The organism is uncultured Polaribacter sp. (assembly GCF_947503875.1).
GTDB lineage: Bacteria > Bacteroidota > Bacteroidia > Flavobacteriales > Flavobacteriaceae > Polaribacter.
This window is the reverse complement of record NZ_CANNFH010000003.1, coordinates 383,562-399,542: the sequence shown is the minus strand read 5'-3', so window position 1 is coordinate 399,542 and position 15,981 is coordinate 383,562. Positions and strand designations below refer to the sequence as shown.

Genomic DNA, 15,981 nt, shown 5'->3' with positions numbered 1-15,981 from the left:
AATTACCAGTCTTTTTTTATATCAACTTATTTAAATAGTAAATTTGTATTTTAAAATATATTTCTGTGTCAAAAAATAGTACAAATTTTAAACAAGCAATTTCGTCAGAAATTTTTACAGTAATTTCTAAAGCATCGCAAGATTTAAACTTAAAGAGTTATGTAATTGGCGGTTTTGTGCGCGATTTTTTCCTAGAAAGGGGCACTGCAAAAGATATAGATATTGTTGCTATTGGCAGTGGTATAGATTTGGCTTTAAAAGTATCTCAACTATTACCCAACAAACCAAAAGTACAAGTATTTAAAACCTATGGCACAGCCATGTTGCGTTTTAAAGATGTAGAAATTGAATTTGTAGGCGCTAGAAAAGAATCTTACACAGAAAATAGTAGAAACCCTGCTGTATCTGAAGGTACTTTACACGACGACCAAAATAGAAGAGATTTTACTATAAATGCACTCGCTTTAAGTTTAAATGAAGGTAGTTTTGGAGAATTACTAGACCCTTTTAATGGTATGGAAGATTTACAAAATGGCATTATTAAAACGCCACTAAATCCAGATATTACCTATTCTGATGATCCTTTAAGAATGATGCGTGCTATTCGTTTTGCAACGCAATTAAACTTTAAAATAGCGCAAAAATCACTAGACGCAATTTTAAATAATGCCAACAGATTAACTATAATTACCAAAGAACGTATTGTTGTAGAATTAAACAAAATACTCTCTTCAGAAAAGCCTTCAATTGGTTTTTTGTTGTTAGAAAAAACACAATTATTACCTTTAATTATAACAGAATTAACTGCTTTAAAAGGTGTTGATGAGGTTGAAGGGCAAAAGCATAAAGATAACTTTTACCACACATTAGAAGTGGTAGATAATATTGCAAAAAACACACAAGATGTTTGGTTGCGTTGGGCGGCTTTGTTACATGATATTGGTAAAGCACCTACAAAAAAGTTTAGTAAAAAAGTAGGTTGGACTTTTCATAACCATGAATTTATAGGCTCTAAAATGGTTTATAAATTATTTAAGAGGTTAAAAATGCCAATGAATACTAAAATGAAATTTGTTCAAAAAATGGTTTTATTAAGTTCTAGACCCATAGTTTTGGCAAGCGAAGTTACAGATGCTGCAGTGAGGCGTTTGGTATTTGATGCAGGAGATGATATTGATGCGTTAATGACGCTTTGTGAAGCAGATATTACTACTAAAAATCCAAAGAAATTTAAAAAATATCATCAAAATTTTAAGTTTGTTAGAGAAAAAATAAAAGAAGTGGAAGCACGCGATAAAGTGCGTAATTTTCAGCCACCAATTTCTGGAGAAGAAATTATGACTACTTTTAATTTAAAACCTTGTAGAGAAATTGGGCAGATAAAGGAAGCAATAAAAGAAGCTATTTTAGAAGGTAAAATACCAAATGAACATAAAGCTTGTTTTAATTTTATGATAAAAGAAGGAGAGAAACTAGGTTTAAAAGCAAATTTAATAACAAAAAAATGATGGTATCTGTTATTATTTCTTATTATAAAAACAACACAAACTTAGGGTTAATTTTAAAAGCACTTGCCAATCAAAGTGTAACTAATTTTGAAGTTATTGTTTCTGAAGATGACAATAATGAGGAAACATTGATACATTTAAAAGAATTCAAAAAACTTTATAATTTCCCTATAAAACACACAAATCAAAATGAGGATTTAGGTTTTAGAAAAAACGTAATGTTAAATAAATCTATAAAGCAAGCTTCTGGAGATTTGTTGGTTTTTATTGATGGAGATTGTGTGCCACACAAACATTTTATAAAAGGTTATATAGACAATTTTGAGGAAAATGTAATGCTTAAAGGACGTAGAGTAATGCTTTCTGAGCGCATTACTTTAAAGTTAAAAGAAACATTTGATTTAAAAAGTTTAAATTTTTTAAACATCTTATTCTCTAAAAGTAAAAAGAAAAAAATAGGTATTTACAGTCCATTTTTAAATTTGTCTTACAACAGTAATAATAAATGGTTAATTGGCTGCAATTGGGGTATTTCCAAAAAAACTATTTCTAAAGTAAATGGTTATGATGAAGACTATGTAAGAGCTGCAGTAGGTGAGGATAACGATATAGAATGGAGATTAAAAGCTATAGGTGTTAAGGGGAAATCTGTAAAAAACAAAGCAATTGTCTATCATTTATTTCATAAAGAAAAATATGCGAAAGAAGATTTACTTTTTAATAAAAACCTTTTGAAAGAAAAACAAAAGCAGCAAAATTATTTTTGCTTAAATGGTTTAGAAAAGCGTTAATTCAGAAAGTGATTGTTTGTAAACTTTAGATTTTATAGAAGGAATAGGCAAACATAGCGTTTGTCTGTGTTTGTAAAGAGCTCTTGGTTTTATATTTAAAAGGAGTGAAAATCTCTATTGCTTACAAGAATTTAAGCGCTTAAATTAATTTATTTCAATATAAAATTAGCGATTATTTACACTTTTCCTATAAAGCGAAACTTTAAAAAGAAAATAAATTAGCTTAAAGATTGCATAGTTACCAACTTAAAATATTCTCCTTTTTTTGCTAAAAGTTCTTCATGTTTTCCCTGTTCTACAATTTTACCTTTTTGTAAAACCACTATTTTATCTGCTTTTTGTATGGTAGATAATCTGTGAGCAATTACGATAGAAGTTCTATTTTGCATCATTTTTTCTAAAGCAACTTGCACCAATTGTTCAGATTCTGTGTCTAGGGCAGAGGTAGCCTCATCTAAAATCATTATTGGTGGGTTTTTAAGAACAGCTCTTGCAATAGATAAACGCTGTTTTTGACCACCAGAAAGTGTGTTACCACTATCGCCAATATTGGTATTGTATTTTTCTTTTAACGGTTGAATAAATTCGTCTGCATTGGCAATTTTTGCTGCTGCTAATATTTCTTCGTCAGTTGCGTTTTGTGTACCTAGTTTAATGTTATTAGCAATGGTATCATTAAATAAAATGGAATCTTGAGCAACAATACCCATTAAATCTCTTAAAGATTTTTTAGTAATGTTTTTAATGTTTTCACCATCAATTAATACTTCACCTTTATTTATATCATAAAAACGCGTAATTAAGTTGGCTAAAGTAGATTTTCCACTACCAGATTGTCCAACCAAGGCAACAGTTTCTCCTTTATTTATCGTTAAAGAAAAATCATTTAAAACATAATCTTCTTTATATTTAAAAGAAATGTTTTTAAAAGTTATTTGCTGCTTGAAATCTTTCTTTACTAAAGCGTTTTCTTTGTCTACAATATCATTTTCTGTATTTAAAACCTGCATTATTCTTTCTGCAGAAGCTTCTCCTTTTTGAATGTTATAAAACGTAGTTGTAATTAATTTTATAGGATTTAATACGGTATAAAACAGCACAATATAACCCATAAATTCATCAGGTTGTAAAGCGCTTGTGTTCGATAGAACTTCTGTACCTCCATACCAAAGAATAGCAATTATAGTGGCAGAACCTAAAAACTCACTCATTGGAGATGCCAATGTTTTTCTATGAAAAACACTAGTGGTTAGTTTTTTAAAATTTGTGGTAGAGGTATTAAATTTATCTTCAATAATACGTTCTGCATTAAAGCCTTTAATAATGCGTAAGCCTGTTAAAGTTTCTTCTATAAAAGAAAGAAAATTACCTGTTTCTTTTTGTGCTTTTACAGAATTTGACTTTAATTTTTTACTGATAGACGAGATAATAAAACCAGAAACAGGTAATAAAACAAACACAAACAAGGTAAGTTTTACGCTCATAAATAGCATTATAGAAATGGCTATAATTACAGTTAAAGGCTCTCTAACAATTGTTTCTATTGAGGTTAGTATAGAGGTTTCTACTTCTTGCACGTCTGCTGTCATACGTGCAATAATATCTCCTTTTCTTTTTTCGGAAAAATAGGAAATAGGGAGTTCTACAATTTTTTTGTACAAATTGTCTCTTAAATCTTTTACAATACCCGTTCTTAAAAATGTAATAACGTAAGATGCTAAATATCTAAAAAAGTTTTTTAAGAAAAATAAGGAAATTGCCAATAAACAAATAAAAACAAGGGTTTTAATAGACCCTTCATTTTTAATTTTTTCAGAAATTATGTAATAAAAGCTTTCTTTTAAATAAGTACCAATACCTGTTAAATTCTCATAAACGGGTTTCTTTATTACAGTTTTATCAGTTTCAAATAGAATGCCTAAAACAGGTATAAAAGCTAATACAGAAAGTACATTAAAAATAGCATAGAGAATATTAAAGACAATATTTAGAACTGTAAATTTTCTATACTTTTTTTCATATTTTAAAATATCTTTAAAATATCCCATTAATTCAATTTCATTTCTTTAATAATTCGCTGAATTTTAGCATCTAATTCAGCTTCAACCTTTAGAGCGTTTTCTTTTGTATCTAAAACAGAATTTACACTAAAATAAAACTTTATTTTAGGTTCTGTTCCACTTGGTCTTGCAGCAATTCTGGTACCTTTTTCTGTTTGATAAATTAACACATTAGATTTTGGTAAATCTATAGTAGTTTCTTCACCAGTAATTAAATTTCTTTTTACAGAGCTATTGTAATCAGAAAGTGTGGCAATTTTTTCTCCATCAATTTCAGTAATTGGATTGTTACGCATATCGCTTAACATTTGTTGTATTTCTGCAGCACCATCCATACCTTTTTTGGTAATCGAAATTAAGTGTTCTTTATAAAAATTATTTCGAACATAAATTTGTAACAATTCTTCATAAAAAGAACTGTCATTTTGTTTTGCTAAAGCAGCAACTTCGCAGGCTAATAAAGTAGCTGTAACTGCATCTTTATCCCTTACAAAATCCCCAACCATATAACCAAAACTTTCTTCTCCACCACCAATTAAATCCAGTTCAGGGAAATCACGTACCATTTTAGCGATCCATTTAAAACCAGTTAAACCAACTTTGGTATTTACATTATAGGTTGCCGCAATTTCATTTACCAATTCTGTAGATACAATAGTAGAGCCAATAAATTGTTTTCCGTTTATTTTGTCAGTTTCTTTCCACTTTTTTAGTAAAAACTCAGTCATAACAACCATGGTTTGGTTCCCATTCATTAGTTTCATATGGCCATCTAAATCTCTAACAGCAACACCTAATCTATCACAATCTGGATCTGTACCAATAACAATATCTGCATCAATTTTATTGGCTAAATCAGTGGCCATTTGTAAGGCTTCTGGTTCTTCTGGGTTTGGAGATTTTACTGTAGGAAAATCGCCATTTGGCTTGCTTTGTTCTGCTACAAGATGCACATCTGTATAGCCTGCATTTTTTAAAGCATCTGGCACGGACATTATAGAAGTTCCGTGTAAAGATGTAAATACAATTTTTAAGTTTTTACGATCTACTTTATCAGATAAAGAGCCGTTTTTTACTGAAGCTTCAATAAAAGCTTTGTCTACAGCTGCACCAATAACCTCAATTAAATCTTCATTGGCATTAAAGTTAATTTCAGAGAAATCTAAAGCGTTTACTTTGCTAATTATTCCATTATCATGTGGTGGTACAATTTGGCCGCCATCTGCCCAATACACTTTATAGCCATTGTATTCTGGCGGATTGTGAGAGGCAGTTAAAACAATACCTGCATCACAATTTAAATGTCTTACTGCAAAAGATAATTCTGGTGTTGCACGTAAATCGTCAAACAAAAAAACTTTAATGTTGTTGGCAGACAAAACATCTGCAACTACTTTTGCAAACTTTTTACTATTGTGTCTGCAATCGTAAGCAATTACAACACTTTTTTGTGCTTTTTTTACATTTTCTAACAAATAATTAGACAAACCTTGTGTAGCTCTACCTAAAGTATATTTATTAATTCTGTTGGTTCCTGCGCCCATTAAACCACGCATTCCACCAGTACCAAACTCCATATCTTTATAAAAACGATCTGCTAGCGCATCTGAATTTGTATCTATTAAATTTTGAATTTCTTGTTGCGTTTCAGTATCAAAAATAGGAGATAACCATAGTTTTGCTTTGTCTAGAATTTCGCTCATTTTTTTTGGTGGAATAAAGGGTAAATATAATTTTGTGCTTAATTTACAAATATATAGTTTAGAAATTTAGTTTTTCTCTAATAACGTAGTGTTTTTCATTGTTTTTGGTTTTAATGATGAGTTCTCCAATAAAGCCAGCTAAAAATAATAAAGTACCTAAAATCATAGAAGTTAACGCTATATAAAACCACGGATTGTCTGTAACCAATATTGTTTTTATGCCATTGTAAACTTTGTACAGTTTTATAATACCAATATAAAGTGCAGAGAATGTACCAAATAAAAACATAAAAGTACCCCAAAGCCCGAAGAAATGCATGGGTCTTTTACCAAATTTTGATAGAAAAGAAATGGTAATTAAATCTAAAAATCCGTTTACAAAACGGTCTATACCAAATTTAGTTTCTCCGTATTTTCTGGCTTGGTGTTGCACTACTTTTTCGCCTATTTTTGTGTAGCCTTCGTTTTTAGCTAAAACAGGAATGTATCTGTGCATTTCTCCACTAACTTTTACGGCTTTAATTACCTCGTTTTTGTACGCTTTTAAACCACAATTAAAGTCGTGTAATTTTAGTCCTGAAGTTTTTCTGGCAGCGGCATTAAATAATTTAGACGGAATGTTTTTGGTGATAACGTTGTCGTATCTTTTCTTTTTCCAACCAGAAATTAAATCGAAATCTTCTTTAATAATTAAGTCGTATAATTCTGGTATTTCTTCTGGATTGTCTTGCAAATCTGCATCCATGGTAATAACTACAACGCCTTTTGCCATTGCAAAACCAGCGTCTAAAGCTTGCGATTTACCAAAGTTTCTTTGAAAACGAATGCCTTTTACAGCTTCGTTTTTTTGTGATAGTTTTTCAATTACTTGCCAAGAAGTATCTGTAGAGCCGTCATCAATAAAAATAATTTCATATAAATAACGATTGGATTGCATAACTTTTGCAATCCAATCGTGTAATTCTTGTAAAGATTCTGCTTCGTTTAAAAGCGGAATTACAATTGAAATATTCATATTATTTTTTAGTTGTAAAGTTGTAAAGTTGGAATACAACTTTAGAACTTTTTTACCTTAAAAACTTTTAAACCATTTTTTAGTACGTTTCTTCTTCGGACTTTTTCATGATTGCAGCAGCAATAGCAGCAATAACAAAACCGAATATAGCACTACCAATTATTGCAAATGCAGAAATTATTAAAGGATTTTGCATAGAACCACTCATAGCATTTGCTGTTTCAATTTGCTCTTCTGTCAAACCTTGATCAAGAAATTTTTGATTTTGAACTTCCATCATTTGAGTTAAAAAGTCTGGTTCTATAAAAGAAATGAAAACATAGTTATAAATTGCGCCTATTAAACCTGCTAAAACAGTAATACCAACTCCAATTTTAACACCTTGTCCCCAAGACATGAAACCACCATTAGCTGCTTTAAATTTTTTAATTCCTAAAATAACAAAAGCAATAACTACGGCAGATTGTACAACTGAAACAGACCAATGTGGGTCTAGATGCATGCCCATTGCATAAATTACAACACTAATAATAATACCAATAACACCTAACGTAGCTCCGTTATTTACAATAATACTTTTACTATTCACTTCATTTTCCATTTTTACCAAAATTTTAGTTAGTTATACAAATATATTCATTTCGTTGATATGGCATATTTATTTTTAATGTTTTTACATCATTTTCAACAAAATGTTAGTATTCAATAAATTAAAAATGTTACAAAAAAATTAATCTTTTTTTAATTGTTTAAATCAAATAAGATTGTAAATTTGCATCGGCAAGTTCTACACAACTAGCTCCCTTTGAATCCTCCAGGGCAGGAATGCAGCAAAGGTATTAGGTTGTAGCAGTGTGATGTAGGTAGCTTGCCATTTTTTTTTGTTCCTATCCTAAATCCTTTCTATTTCGACTTCGCTCAATACAGGCTCCAGTAAGGACTTCAAAGAATAAAATTACTTTATAATTTACTTTTTTAAATTAATAATACACTTTCTTTTCGTTTTATTGACCTCTCATAAATTATCAAAACCTTATTTTTGAATTTTAAATCTGATACGTTAAAACTTATTCTATGAGTAAAGTTATTTTAATTACTGGTGCATCTTCTGGAATAGGAAAAGCAATAGCCACTTTTTTAGCTGAAAAAGGTAATATTGTTTATGGTACCAGTAGAAATCCTAAAAACCAAGAAAAGCACAATTTTAATTTAATTGCTTTAGATGTTTTAAAAGAAGATACTATTGCAACTGCTGTAGCTTTGGTGCTTAAAAAAGAAAATCGTTTAGATGTTTTGGTAAATAATGCAGGTATGGGCATTACTGGCGCTATAGAAGATACACCAACAGAAAAAATGAGAGCTGTTTTTGACACGAATTTTTTTGGAGCCATAAATGTAATGAAAGCTGTTTTACCACAAATGCGAAAGCAAAAATCTGGTAAAATTATTAATGTAACTTCTATTGCAGGATATATGGGCTTGCCTTTTAGAGGTATTTATTCAGCTTCTAAAGGTGCTTTAGAAACCGTTACAGAAGCCACAAATATGGAGGTAAAAAACTTTGGAATACATGTTGTAAATATAGCTCCAGGAGATTTTGCTACCAATATTGCTGCTGGCAGATACCATACACCTGTTTTTGAAAATTCTGCATACAAAGAAAATTATCAAAAAAACTTAGATTTAATGGATGCTCATGTAAATTCTGGTATGAATCCTTTAGCAATGGCAAAAGCAGTAGACAAAATTATACATAGCCAAAATCCAAAAATTCATTACAAAGTGGGTGGTTTTATGGAAAAATTTTCGATTGTATTAAAACGTCTGTTGCCAGATACTTGGTATCAGAAGTTATTAATGAATCATTATAAAATGTAACTTCTATAAAATTATATTTTATAGTTATTCGCTTAATTTCATTACTTATAGTGATTTCGATTTAAAAACATTATTTATCAGTTAGTTACGTCTTATAATATTTAAAATTAATGTCATTTCGATTTTGTGGAGATTTCTGAAATTAAGTATAAGATTTCTCAACTACACTTTGTTTCGTTCGAAATGACATGTAACAAATCGTTTCGTTCGAAATGATAAGTAACTAATTTTTAGCTGCATACAAGGTATAAACTACAATAGTTATATCGAACTTACATTACTTAGCTTTTAACATTAAAATAGTGTTGTTTAATTTCTTGAAATTGTTAAGAACTAACTATCTTTGCGTTAGGGATTGGAGCGATTGTTTGAGCTCTCACGCTTTTTTGCGTGAAGCGAGTGCGTAAAGCCCGTTAAAACCTGCCTGCGGTAGGCAGGCGCCCAAATAAAATAAAATCAACTAAATATTATAAAATTAGAACATGAAATTTTTTATAGACACAGCAAATTTAGCTCAAATTGAAGAAGCGCAAGCCATGGGAATTTTAGATGGTGTAACAACTAATCCATCTTTAATGGCCAAAGAAGGCATTACAGGAGAAGCTAATATTATTAACCACTACAAAGCAATTTGCGAGTTGGTAGATGGGGATGTTTCTGCAGAAGTAATTGCTACAGATTTTGATGGAATGGTAAAAGAAGGAGAAGCTTTGGCTGCTTTAAACCCGCAAATTGTGGTAAAATTACCAATGATAAAAGATGGTGTAAAAGCGTGTAAATATTTTTCTTCTAAAGGCATTAAAACCAACGTAACATTGGTGTTTTCTGCAGGTCAGGCTTTATTGGCTGCCAAAGCAGGTGCAACCTATGTATCGCCATTTATTGGACGTTTAGATGATATTTCTACAGACGGTTTAAACCTTATTGCAGAAATTCGTCAGATTTATGATAATTATGGTTTTGCAACAGAAATTTTAGCAGCTTCTGTGCGTCATACAATGCATATTATAGACTGTGCAAAATTAGGATCTGATGTAATGACAGGACCTTTAAGCGCTATAGAAGGTTTGTTAAAACACCCTTTAACAGATAGTGGTTTGGCTAAGTTTTTGGCAGATTATCAGAAGGGAAATTAATCCCATCCTAACCTTCCCAAAGGGAAGGAACTGTGGTGTGAATAGTTTTTAGTTGTTGGTTTTTAGTTTTTAGTTAATACTTTTTAATTTAAGAACTACAATTTTAAAAATTATTAGAAGCTATTTCCTGCTTTCCACTATATCTTTTTGCCGAAAAAGGCAAAAAGGATGCCGTTTCAATCAGGGCTAGACTTGTTTGCCGGCAAATTGAATTAAAAGAAACACAAAGAACTCCAAATTTAATCAGTTTGGAGTTTTTAAAATAATAGGAATTAGAATTCCACATGAGCAAAGAATCAAATTTTCATAATATTGAAAATTCCTCTCCTTTGGAGAGGTTAGGAGAGGCTCTTTTCCCTAAAAAAGAACTTGCACAATTGGTAATTTCTGCCTGTACTCAATTTAAAATTGATACTGTTGTTATTTCTCCAGGTTCTAGAAATGCGCCTTTAACCATAGGTTTTTCTAATCACCCAGAAATTGAAACATTAAGTGTGGTAGACGAGCGTTGTGCAGCATTTTTTGCTTTAGGTATTGCACAACAAAAACAAAAACCAGTTGCTGTTTTATGTACTTCTGGTTCTGCGTTGTTAAATTATTATCCTGCAATTGCAGAGGCATTTTATAGCAACATTCCGCTTGTAATTATTTCTGCAGACAGACCCAAACATTTAATAGACATTGGCGATGGGCAAACCATACGTCAAGAAAACGTATTTGCAAACCATATTTTGTTTTCTGCAAATTTGGTAGAAAATCCAAAATTTAAAACCAGAAACGGTCAATTAATTGGCGAAGCTTTACAAATAGCAACCTCACAACAAGGTCCTGTGCATGTAAACGTGCCTTTTGATGAGCCTTTGTATGAAACTGTGCCAGAATTGGAGGAATTTAATTTTCCTAATATTTCTTTAAGTTCTTTAGATAATTCCCATATCGATTATCAGAAATTAGCAAATATTTGGTCTGCAGCTTCCAAAAAAATGATTGTAGTTGGTGTAAATTATCCAAATAAGGAATTACACAATTTAATAGATTTGTATGCAGAAGATGAGTCTGTTTTAATACTTACAGAAACTACGTCTAATTTGCATCATAACAAAGCTGTAAATGCTATAGATCAATTAATTTTCTCTTTAGAAGATGCAGAATTTAAAGCATTACAACCCGATGTTTTGGTAACATTTGGTGGCATGATTGTTTCTAAAAGAATCAAACGTTTTTTAAGAGATTATCAACCTAAACATCATTGGAATATAGATGCCAGAAAAGCAACCAATACTTTTTTCTGTTTATCGGAATTTATACAAACCACACCTGTAGATTTCTTTCGTAATTTCAATCAATTTATAGGGCCAATAAAAAGCGATTACCAATCAAAATGGTTGGCAATTAGAGATTACAGAAGAGAAAAACATGCCCATTATTTTGCCGATTTAAAACACTCAGATTTTAAGGTATTTGAACAAGTTTTAATTGAAGTGCCAGAAAATACACAACTGCAAATTAGCAATAGCGCCATAATACGTTATGCGCAATTGTTTACCATTAAAAATAGCATACAAGTATTTTGTAACAGGGGCACAAGTGGTATAGATGGTAGCACAAGTACTGCTATTGGTGCTGCTTTTGCTAGTAAAAATCAAACGCTTTTAATTACGGGCGATTTAAGTTTTTTCTATGATTCTAATGCCTTATGGAATACTAATATCCCTAAGAATTTTAGAATTATTGTAATGAATAATTCTGGTGGTGGAATTTTTAAAATAATTCCTGGTCCAAGAACAACAAATGCATTAAACTATTTTGAAACACCACATTGTTTAACAGCAGAACATTTGGCGAAAACGTATGGTTTTACGTATCAAAAAGCATTTGCAACAGCAATAGTAAATCGTGAATTAAACGGATTCTTTAACGAATCTGATCAACCAAAAATATTAGAAATCTTTACGCCAAGTGCCGAAAATGACACGGTTTTAAAAGACTATTTTAAATACATAAAATAATGAGTTTACAAGAAGAATTTAACCAAGAAGAGGATAATTTAAAGGAGGAAAATAGTTTTCAAGAATTTGATTACGATTTTAAAGAAGGTGATAAAGTAAATCTAGTTATAGAAACAGAAACAGGCTTAGGTTATACTGTTTTAATTAATGAAGAGTATGATGGTTTGCTTTTTAGAAGTGAGGTTTTTCAAGATTTAGAAGAAAACATGGAAATTACTGGCTATATCAAACAAATTAGAGAAGACGGTAAAATAGATGTTTCTTTAAGACCACAAGGTTTTAGAAATGTAATAGATGCTGATACTCAAAAAGTTTTAGATAAATTAAAAGCTAGTAAAGAAGGTTTTTTAATGTTAACCGACAAAAGCAGCCCAGATTCTATACGTTTTCATATGAAAATGAGTAAAAAAGCCTTTAAAAAAGCAGTTGGTAATTTATACAAGCAAAAACTAATTACTTTAGAAGCAGATAGAATTGTTTTGGTTTCTTAATTGTAAAGTTATAAAGTTTAAAAGTTTAAAAGTTGTAAAGTTTTAAAGTTGTAATGTTAAAATTGTTTATAAGTTCATTAGTTTATCGTGTTAAAAGCATGTGATTTTTTTCAAATTTTAACTCATAACTCATAACTCATAACTCATAACTCATAACTCATAACTCATAACTCATAACTCATAACTCACAACTACTTACTGCCCACCAATTCTTAATATGTTTTCATAAAAAGCATCTGCATTTGGGTCTGCAGGATCCATTTTACCATAACCAATTTTGTAGTGTTTTAGTGCCTTTCTTCTATTTTGTCCTTCTTCATAATAACGTCCCATATAATAATCACCTAAAGGAGAAGTTGGGTATAATTTTAAAATCATTCTTCCAAAATTAAGCAGTTGGTCTCCGTTTTCTTTTTCTATTACAATCTTTTCAACGGCATAAATATCTTGCTCTCTAATTCCTAAATTACTACCAAATAAAAATTCAATATCTAAGTATTTATTTTCTAAGTAAGAAATGGCATCTAAAGGCTCAAGATTTTTCACGTTTTTATCAAATTCTTCTTTAGAAATGGCAGAATATATTTCAAAAACCTTAGTTAATGCTCTTGGTATGGCTTCACTTAGGGCAGAAACACTGCTTTCAGTTTCAATTATATCATTTATTACATTAAAATTGCTAATGTTTAAGTTACTCATACTTTTTTGAAACCCGGCAATTTTAGTTTGTTTGGCATTAGAAAAACTTGTGGAGTTGTTATTGTAAAAGTAAAATGTATTATCTTCTTTTTTTAATCTTGCCAACTCGTAGCCTGCCATTTGATTTAGAATAGCCTCTGAATAAGTGGCATTAATACAAATATATGCATTTATTAATGGCGAGTTTTCACTTAAAAAGCTCGTAATTAAGTTTGCAGAAGTACCATTACCAACAATAGATATAAAAGGAGATGTTTTATAGTTTGCTTCAACGTAATAAATAACTTCATTTTTTAAAAAATCATAAAACATTTTATTGCTTACTGTAAGATTACCAGAATTCAAATCAAAATAAGTGTCTTTTTTTCTAGTTTTAGCCATATTTATACCTACTACAATTTGTTTGGGCGCTTTGTCTTTGGCTGCAAATAAAACAGCGTTTCCAACATAAGCATCAAATAAATATTCTGCGTCTAAAACTATAGCTAGCGGATAATTCTTATCAGCATCTGGATCATAACCTTCAGGCAAGTAAATTTTTATTTCTCTTGTATCTTCTAAAAAATCTGAGGTAATTTTTTTAGAAATAATTTTTTGTGAATAACCAAAGACACAAAAAAATATAAATATTAATAGCAACGATTTCTTAATCATGATTTAGAATGTTTATTTTTGTAACAATAGTTTAGTTTTTATAACTAACGCCTAAAATACAAAAATATGATACAACCGGATTGGAAAACCGTTAAAGAATATGAAGATATTACTTATAAGAAAAGTGGTTCTGTAGCTAGAATTGCATTTAATAGACCTAATGTAAGAAATGCTTTTAGACCAAAAACAACTTCTGAGTTATATGATGCATTTTATGATGCAGGAGAAGACGTAAATATAGGTGTAGTTTTACTTTCTGCAGAAGGGCCAAGCACCAAAGATGGGGTGTATTCGTTTTGTTCTGGTGGAGATCAAAAAGCACGTGGTCATCAAGGTTATGTAGGCGATGATGGTTACCACAGATTAAATATTTTAGAAGTACAACGTTTAATACGTTTTATGCCAAAAGCAGTAATTTGTGTAGTGCCTGGTTGGGCAGTTGGTGGTGGCCATAGTTTACATGTAGTTTGCGATTTAACTTTAGCGAGTAAAGAACATGCTATTTTTAAACAAACAGATGCAGATGTAACTAGTTTTGATGGTGGTTATGGTTCTGCATATTTGGCAAAAATGGTGGGGCAAAAAAAAGCAAGAGAAATTTTCTTTTTAGGGAGAAACTATTCTGCTCAAGAAGCTTATGAAATGGGAATGGTAAATGCTGTTATTCCTCATGACGAATTAGAAAGTACAGCTTACCAATGGGCACAAGAAATTTTAGAGAAAAGTCCGACTTCTATAAAAATGCTAAAATTTGCCATGAATCTTACAGATGATGGTATGGTTGGGCAACAAGTTTTTGCAGGAGAAGCAACGCGTTTGGCATATATGACAGATGAAGCAAAAGAGGGAAGAGATGCTTTTCTTGAAAAGAGAAAACCTAATTTCCCTAAAAAGTGGATACCATAATCCCCTTTTAATTTCCCCAAAGGGGAAAAACACTCTTGAGTATACAGATTATAAAAACACAATAATAACATAACAGTTTCTTCCCTTTGGGAAGATTAAGATGGGAATGAAATCACAAATAGTAACATTTTTAATAAAATGTCCAGATCAAAAAGGAGTTTTGGCTAAAGTAACCAACTTTTTTTTCAACAAAGGATTCAATATTGTAAGTTGTCAGCAGTATGTAAATGCAGACGAAAATCGCTATTTTATGCGAATTCGTTTAGATGCAGATGGCACAAAAATCACCAAAAAAGACTTAGAAGTTGCTTTTGTATGCTTAGCTGAACCTTTACAATTAAATTGGTCTGTACATTATGAAGATCAAAAGCAAAATGTAGCCATTATGGTTTCTCATACCAGTCATAATTTGTATGATTTGTTGTCTAGACAAAAAGAAGGTTTGTTAGATTGTACTATTAAAATGGTAATTAGCAATCATAATAAATTAAGACCTATTGCAGATATGTTTGGTATACCATATTACCATTTGCCAGTAACTAAAGAAACCAAGCAAGAGCAAGAAGCACAAGTTATTCGTCTTTTAGATACTAATCAGGTAGATTTGGTAGTTATGGCAAGATATATGCAGATTTTATCGTCAGATTTTATCAATCATTATAAGGAGAGAATTATAAATATTCATCATTCTTTCTTACCAGCCTTTCAAGGAGCAAATCCTTATAAGAGAGCGTATGAAAGAGGAGTAAAGTTAATTGGGGCAACAGCACATTATGCTACAGAAGATTTAGATGAAGGTCCAATTATAGAGCAAGATGTGGAGCGTGTAACGCATGAAAGTACAGCAAAAACATTAAAAAGAATTGGTGCAGATATAGAGAAATTGGTTTTAGCAAAAGCTGTAAAAAATCATTTGAATCATCAAATTATTGTAAATGGCAACAAGGCAATTGTTTTTCCAGAGGCTGGGGAGTAAAATCCCATCCTAACCTTCCTGTTTCGCTTGCGCTCAACACAGGCTAGGGAAGGAACTATTGTTAAAAAAATAGAATAAAAAGAAGTATAATTGATAAGAAATATCTTCTAGAGAAGAGTGTTTCTTACTTAACTTTCCATAAGGTATGTCAAAAT

13 protein-coding genes and 1 other RNA gene are annotated in these 15,981 nt (G+C 30.7%); 9 read left to right on the top strand and 5 right to left on the bottom strand.

All coding sequences use genetic code 11. From position 1 onward, the window contains the following. The first annotated feature begins 65 nt into the window (after window positions 1-65). Window positions 66-1,508, top strand: coding sequence for an HD domain-containing protein (locus Q0684_RS06825; protein WP_299014230.1), 1,443 nt, complete (start codon window positions 66-68; stop codon window positions 1,506-1,508). Beyond that, the gene (locus Q0684_RS06820; RefSeq protein ID WP_299014228.1) at window positions 1,505-2,299 is read left to right on the top strand and encodes a glycosyltransferase; all 795 of its coding nucleotides are present in this window, start codon (window positions 1,505-1,507) and stop codon (window positions 2,297-2,299) included. Before Q0684_RS06825 ends, Q0684_RS06820 begins: the two co-directional genes overlap by 4 nt. A 218-nt stretch (window positions 2,300-2,517) precedes the next feature. On the opposite strand, the gene Q0684_RS06815 is transcribed toward Q0684_RS06820, so the two are convergent. The 4 genes from Q0684_RS06815 to Q0684_RS06800 all read right to left on the bottom strand — a co-directional run bounded on the left by Q0684_RS06815 (window position 2,518) and on the right by Q0684_RS06800 (window position 7,678). Beyond that, the gene (locus tag Q0684_RS06815) at window positions 2,518-4,347 is read right to left on the bottom strand and encodes an ABC transporter ATP-binding protein (RefSeq protein ID WP_299014226.1); all 1,830 of its coding nucleotides are present in this window, start codon (window positions 4,345-4,347) and stop codon (window positions 2,518-2,520) included. Then, entirely contained in the window at window positions 4,347-6,062 is a 1,716-nt protein-coding gene (locus Q0684_RS06810) for a phospho-sugar mutase (RefSeq protein ID WP_299014221.1), read from the bottom strand. The genes Q0684_RS06815 and Q0684_RS06810 overlap by 1 nt, the downstream gene beginning before the upstream one ends. A gap of 58 nt (window positions 6,063-6,120) precedes the next feature. Next, window positions 6,121-7,077 carry a glycosyltransferase family 2 protein gene (locus Q0684_RS06805; protein ID WP_299014217.1) on the bottom strand — a complete coding sequence of 319 codons (957 nt, stop codon included), beginning with the start codon at window positions 7,075-7,077 and terminating at the stop codon, window positions 6,121-6,123. Between the two features lie 79 nt (window positions 7,078-7,156). Next, window positions 7,157-7,678, bottom strand: a complete 522-nt coding sequence (locus tag Q0684_RS06800) for a DUF4199 domain-containing protein (RefSeq protein ID WP_299014215.1) — start codon at window positions 7,676-7,678, stop codon at window positions 7,157-7,159. 177 nt (window positions 7,679-7,855) lie between these two features. On the opposite strand from Q0684_RS06800, the gene ffs reads away from it, so the two are divergent. The 5 genes from ffs (at window position 7,856) to Q0684_RS06775 (ending at window position 12,591) form a co-directional block, all read left to right on the top strand. Further along, an RNA gene (gene ffs / locus Q0684_RS06795) (signal recognition particle sRNA small type) lies at window positions 7,856-7,954 on the top strand. Between the two features lie 197 nt (window positions 7,955-8,151). Then, entirely contained in the window at window positions 8,152-8,955 is an 804-nt protein-coding gene (locus tag Q0684_RS06790; protein WP_299014212.1) for an SDR family oxidoreductase, read from the top strand. Between the two features lie 482 nt (window positions 8,956-9,437). Next, complete coding sequence (gene fsa / locus Q0684_RS06785) at window positions 9,438-10,091, top strand: fructose-6-phosphate aldolase (RefSeq protein WP_299014209.1); 654 nt, start codon at window positions 9,438-9,440, stop codon at window positions 10,089-10,091. Between the two features lie 284 nt (window positions 10,092-10,375). Next, entirely contained in the window at window positions 10,376-12,100 is a 1,725-nt protein-coding gene (gene menD / locus Q0684_RS06780) for a 2-succinyl-5-enolpyruvyl-6-hydroxy-3-cyclohexene-1-carboxylic-acid synthase (protein ID WP_299014206.1), read from the top strand. Further along, window positions 12,100-12,591: a DNA-binding protein gene (locus tag Q0684_RS06775; protein WP_299014203.1), complete on the top strand. Its 492-nt coding sequence runs from the start codon at window positions 12,100-12,102 to the stop codon at window positions 12,589-12,591. Before menD ends, Q0684_RS06775 begins: the two co-directional genes overlap by 1 nt. 195 nt (window positions 12,592-12,786) lie before the next feature. Here the strand turns inward: Q0684_RS06775 and Q0684_RS06770 are convergent, their stop codons facing one another. Then, a complete protein-coding gene (locus Q0684_RS06770; RefSeq protein WP_299014200.1) occupies window positions 12,787-13,944 on the bottom strand; it encodes an alpha/beta hydrolase-fold protein in 1,158 nt (385 codons plus the stop codon). Window positions 13,945-14,010: 66 nt separating this feature from the next. Here Q0684_RS06770 and Q0684_RS06765 point away from each other — a divergent pair, with 66 nt between their 5' ends. Together Q0684_RS06765 and purU are read left to right on the top strand one after the other, a co-directional pair. Continuing rightward, on the top strand, window positions 14,011-14,850 hold the full coding sequence (locus tag Q0684_RS06765) for a 1,4-dihydroxy-2-naphthoyl-CoA synthase (RefSeq protein WP_299014197.1): 840 nt from the start codon (window positions 14,011-14,013) through the stop codon (window positions 14,848-14,850). Between the two features lie 106 nt (window positions 14,851-14,956). After that, complete coding sequence (purU, locus tag Q0684_RS06760; protein WP_299014195.1) at window positions 14,957-15,826, top strand: formyltetrahydrofolate deformylase; 870 nt, start codon at window positions 14,957-14,959, stop codon at window positions 15,824-15,826. Window positions 15,827-15,981: the final 155 nt, after the last annotated feature.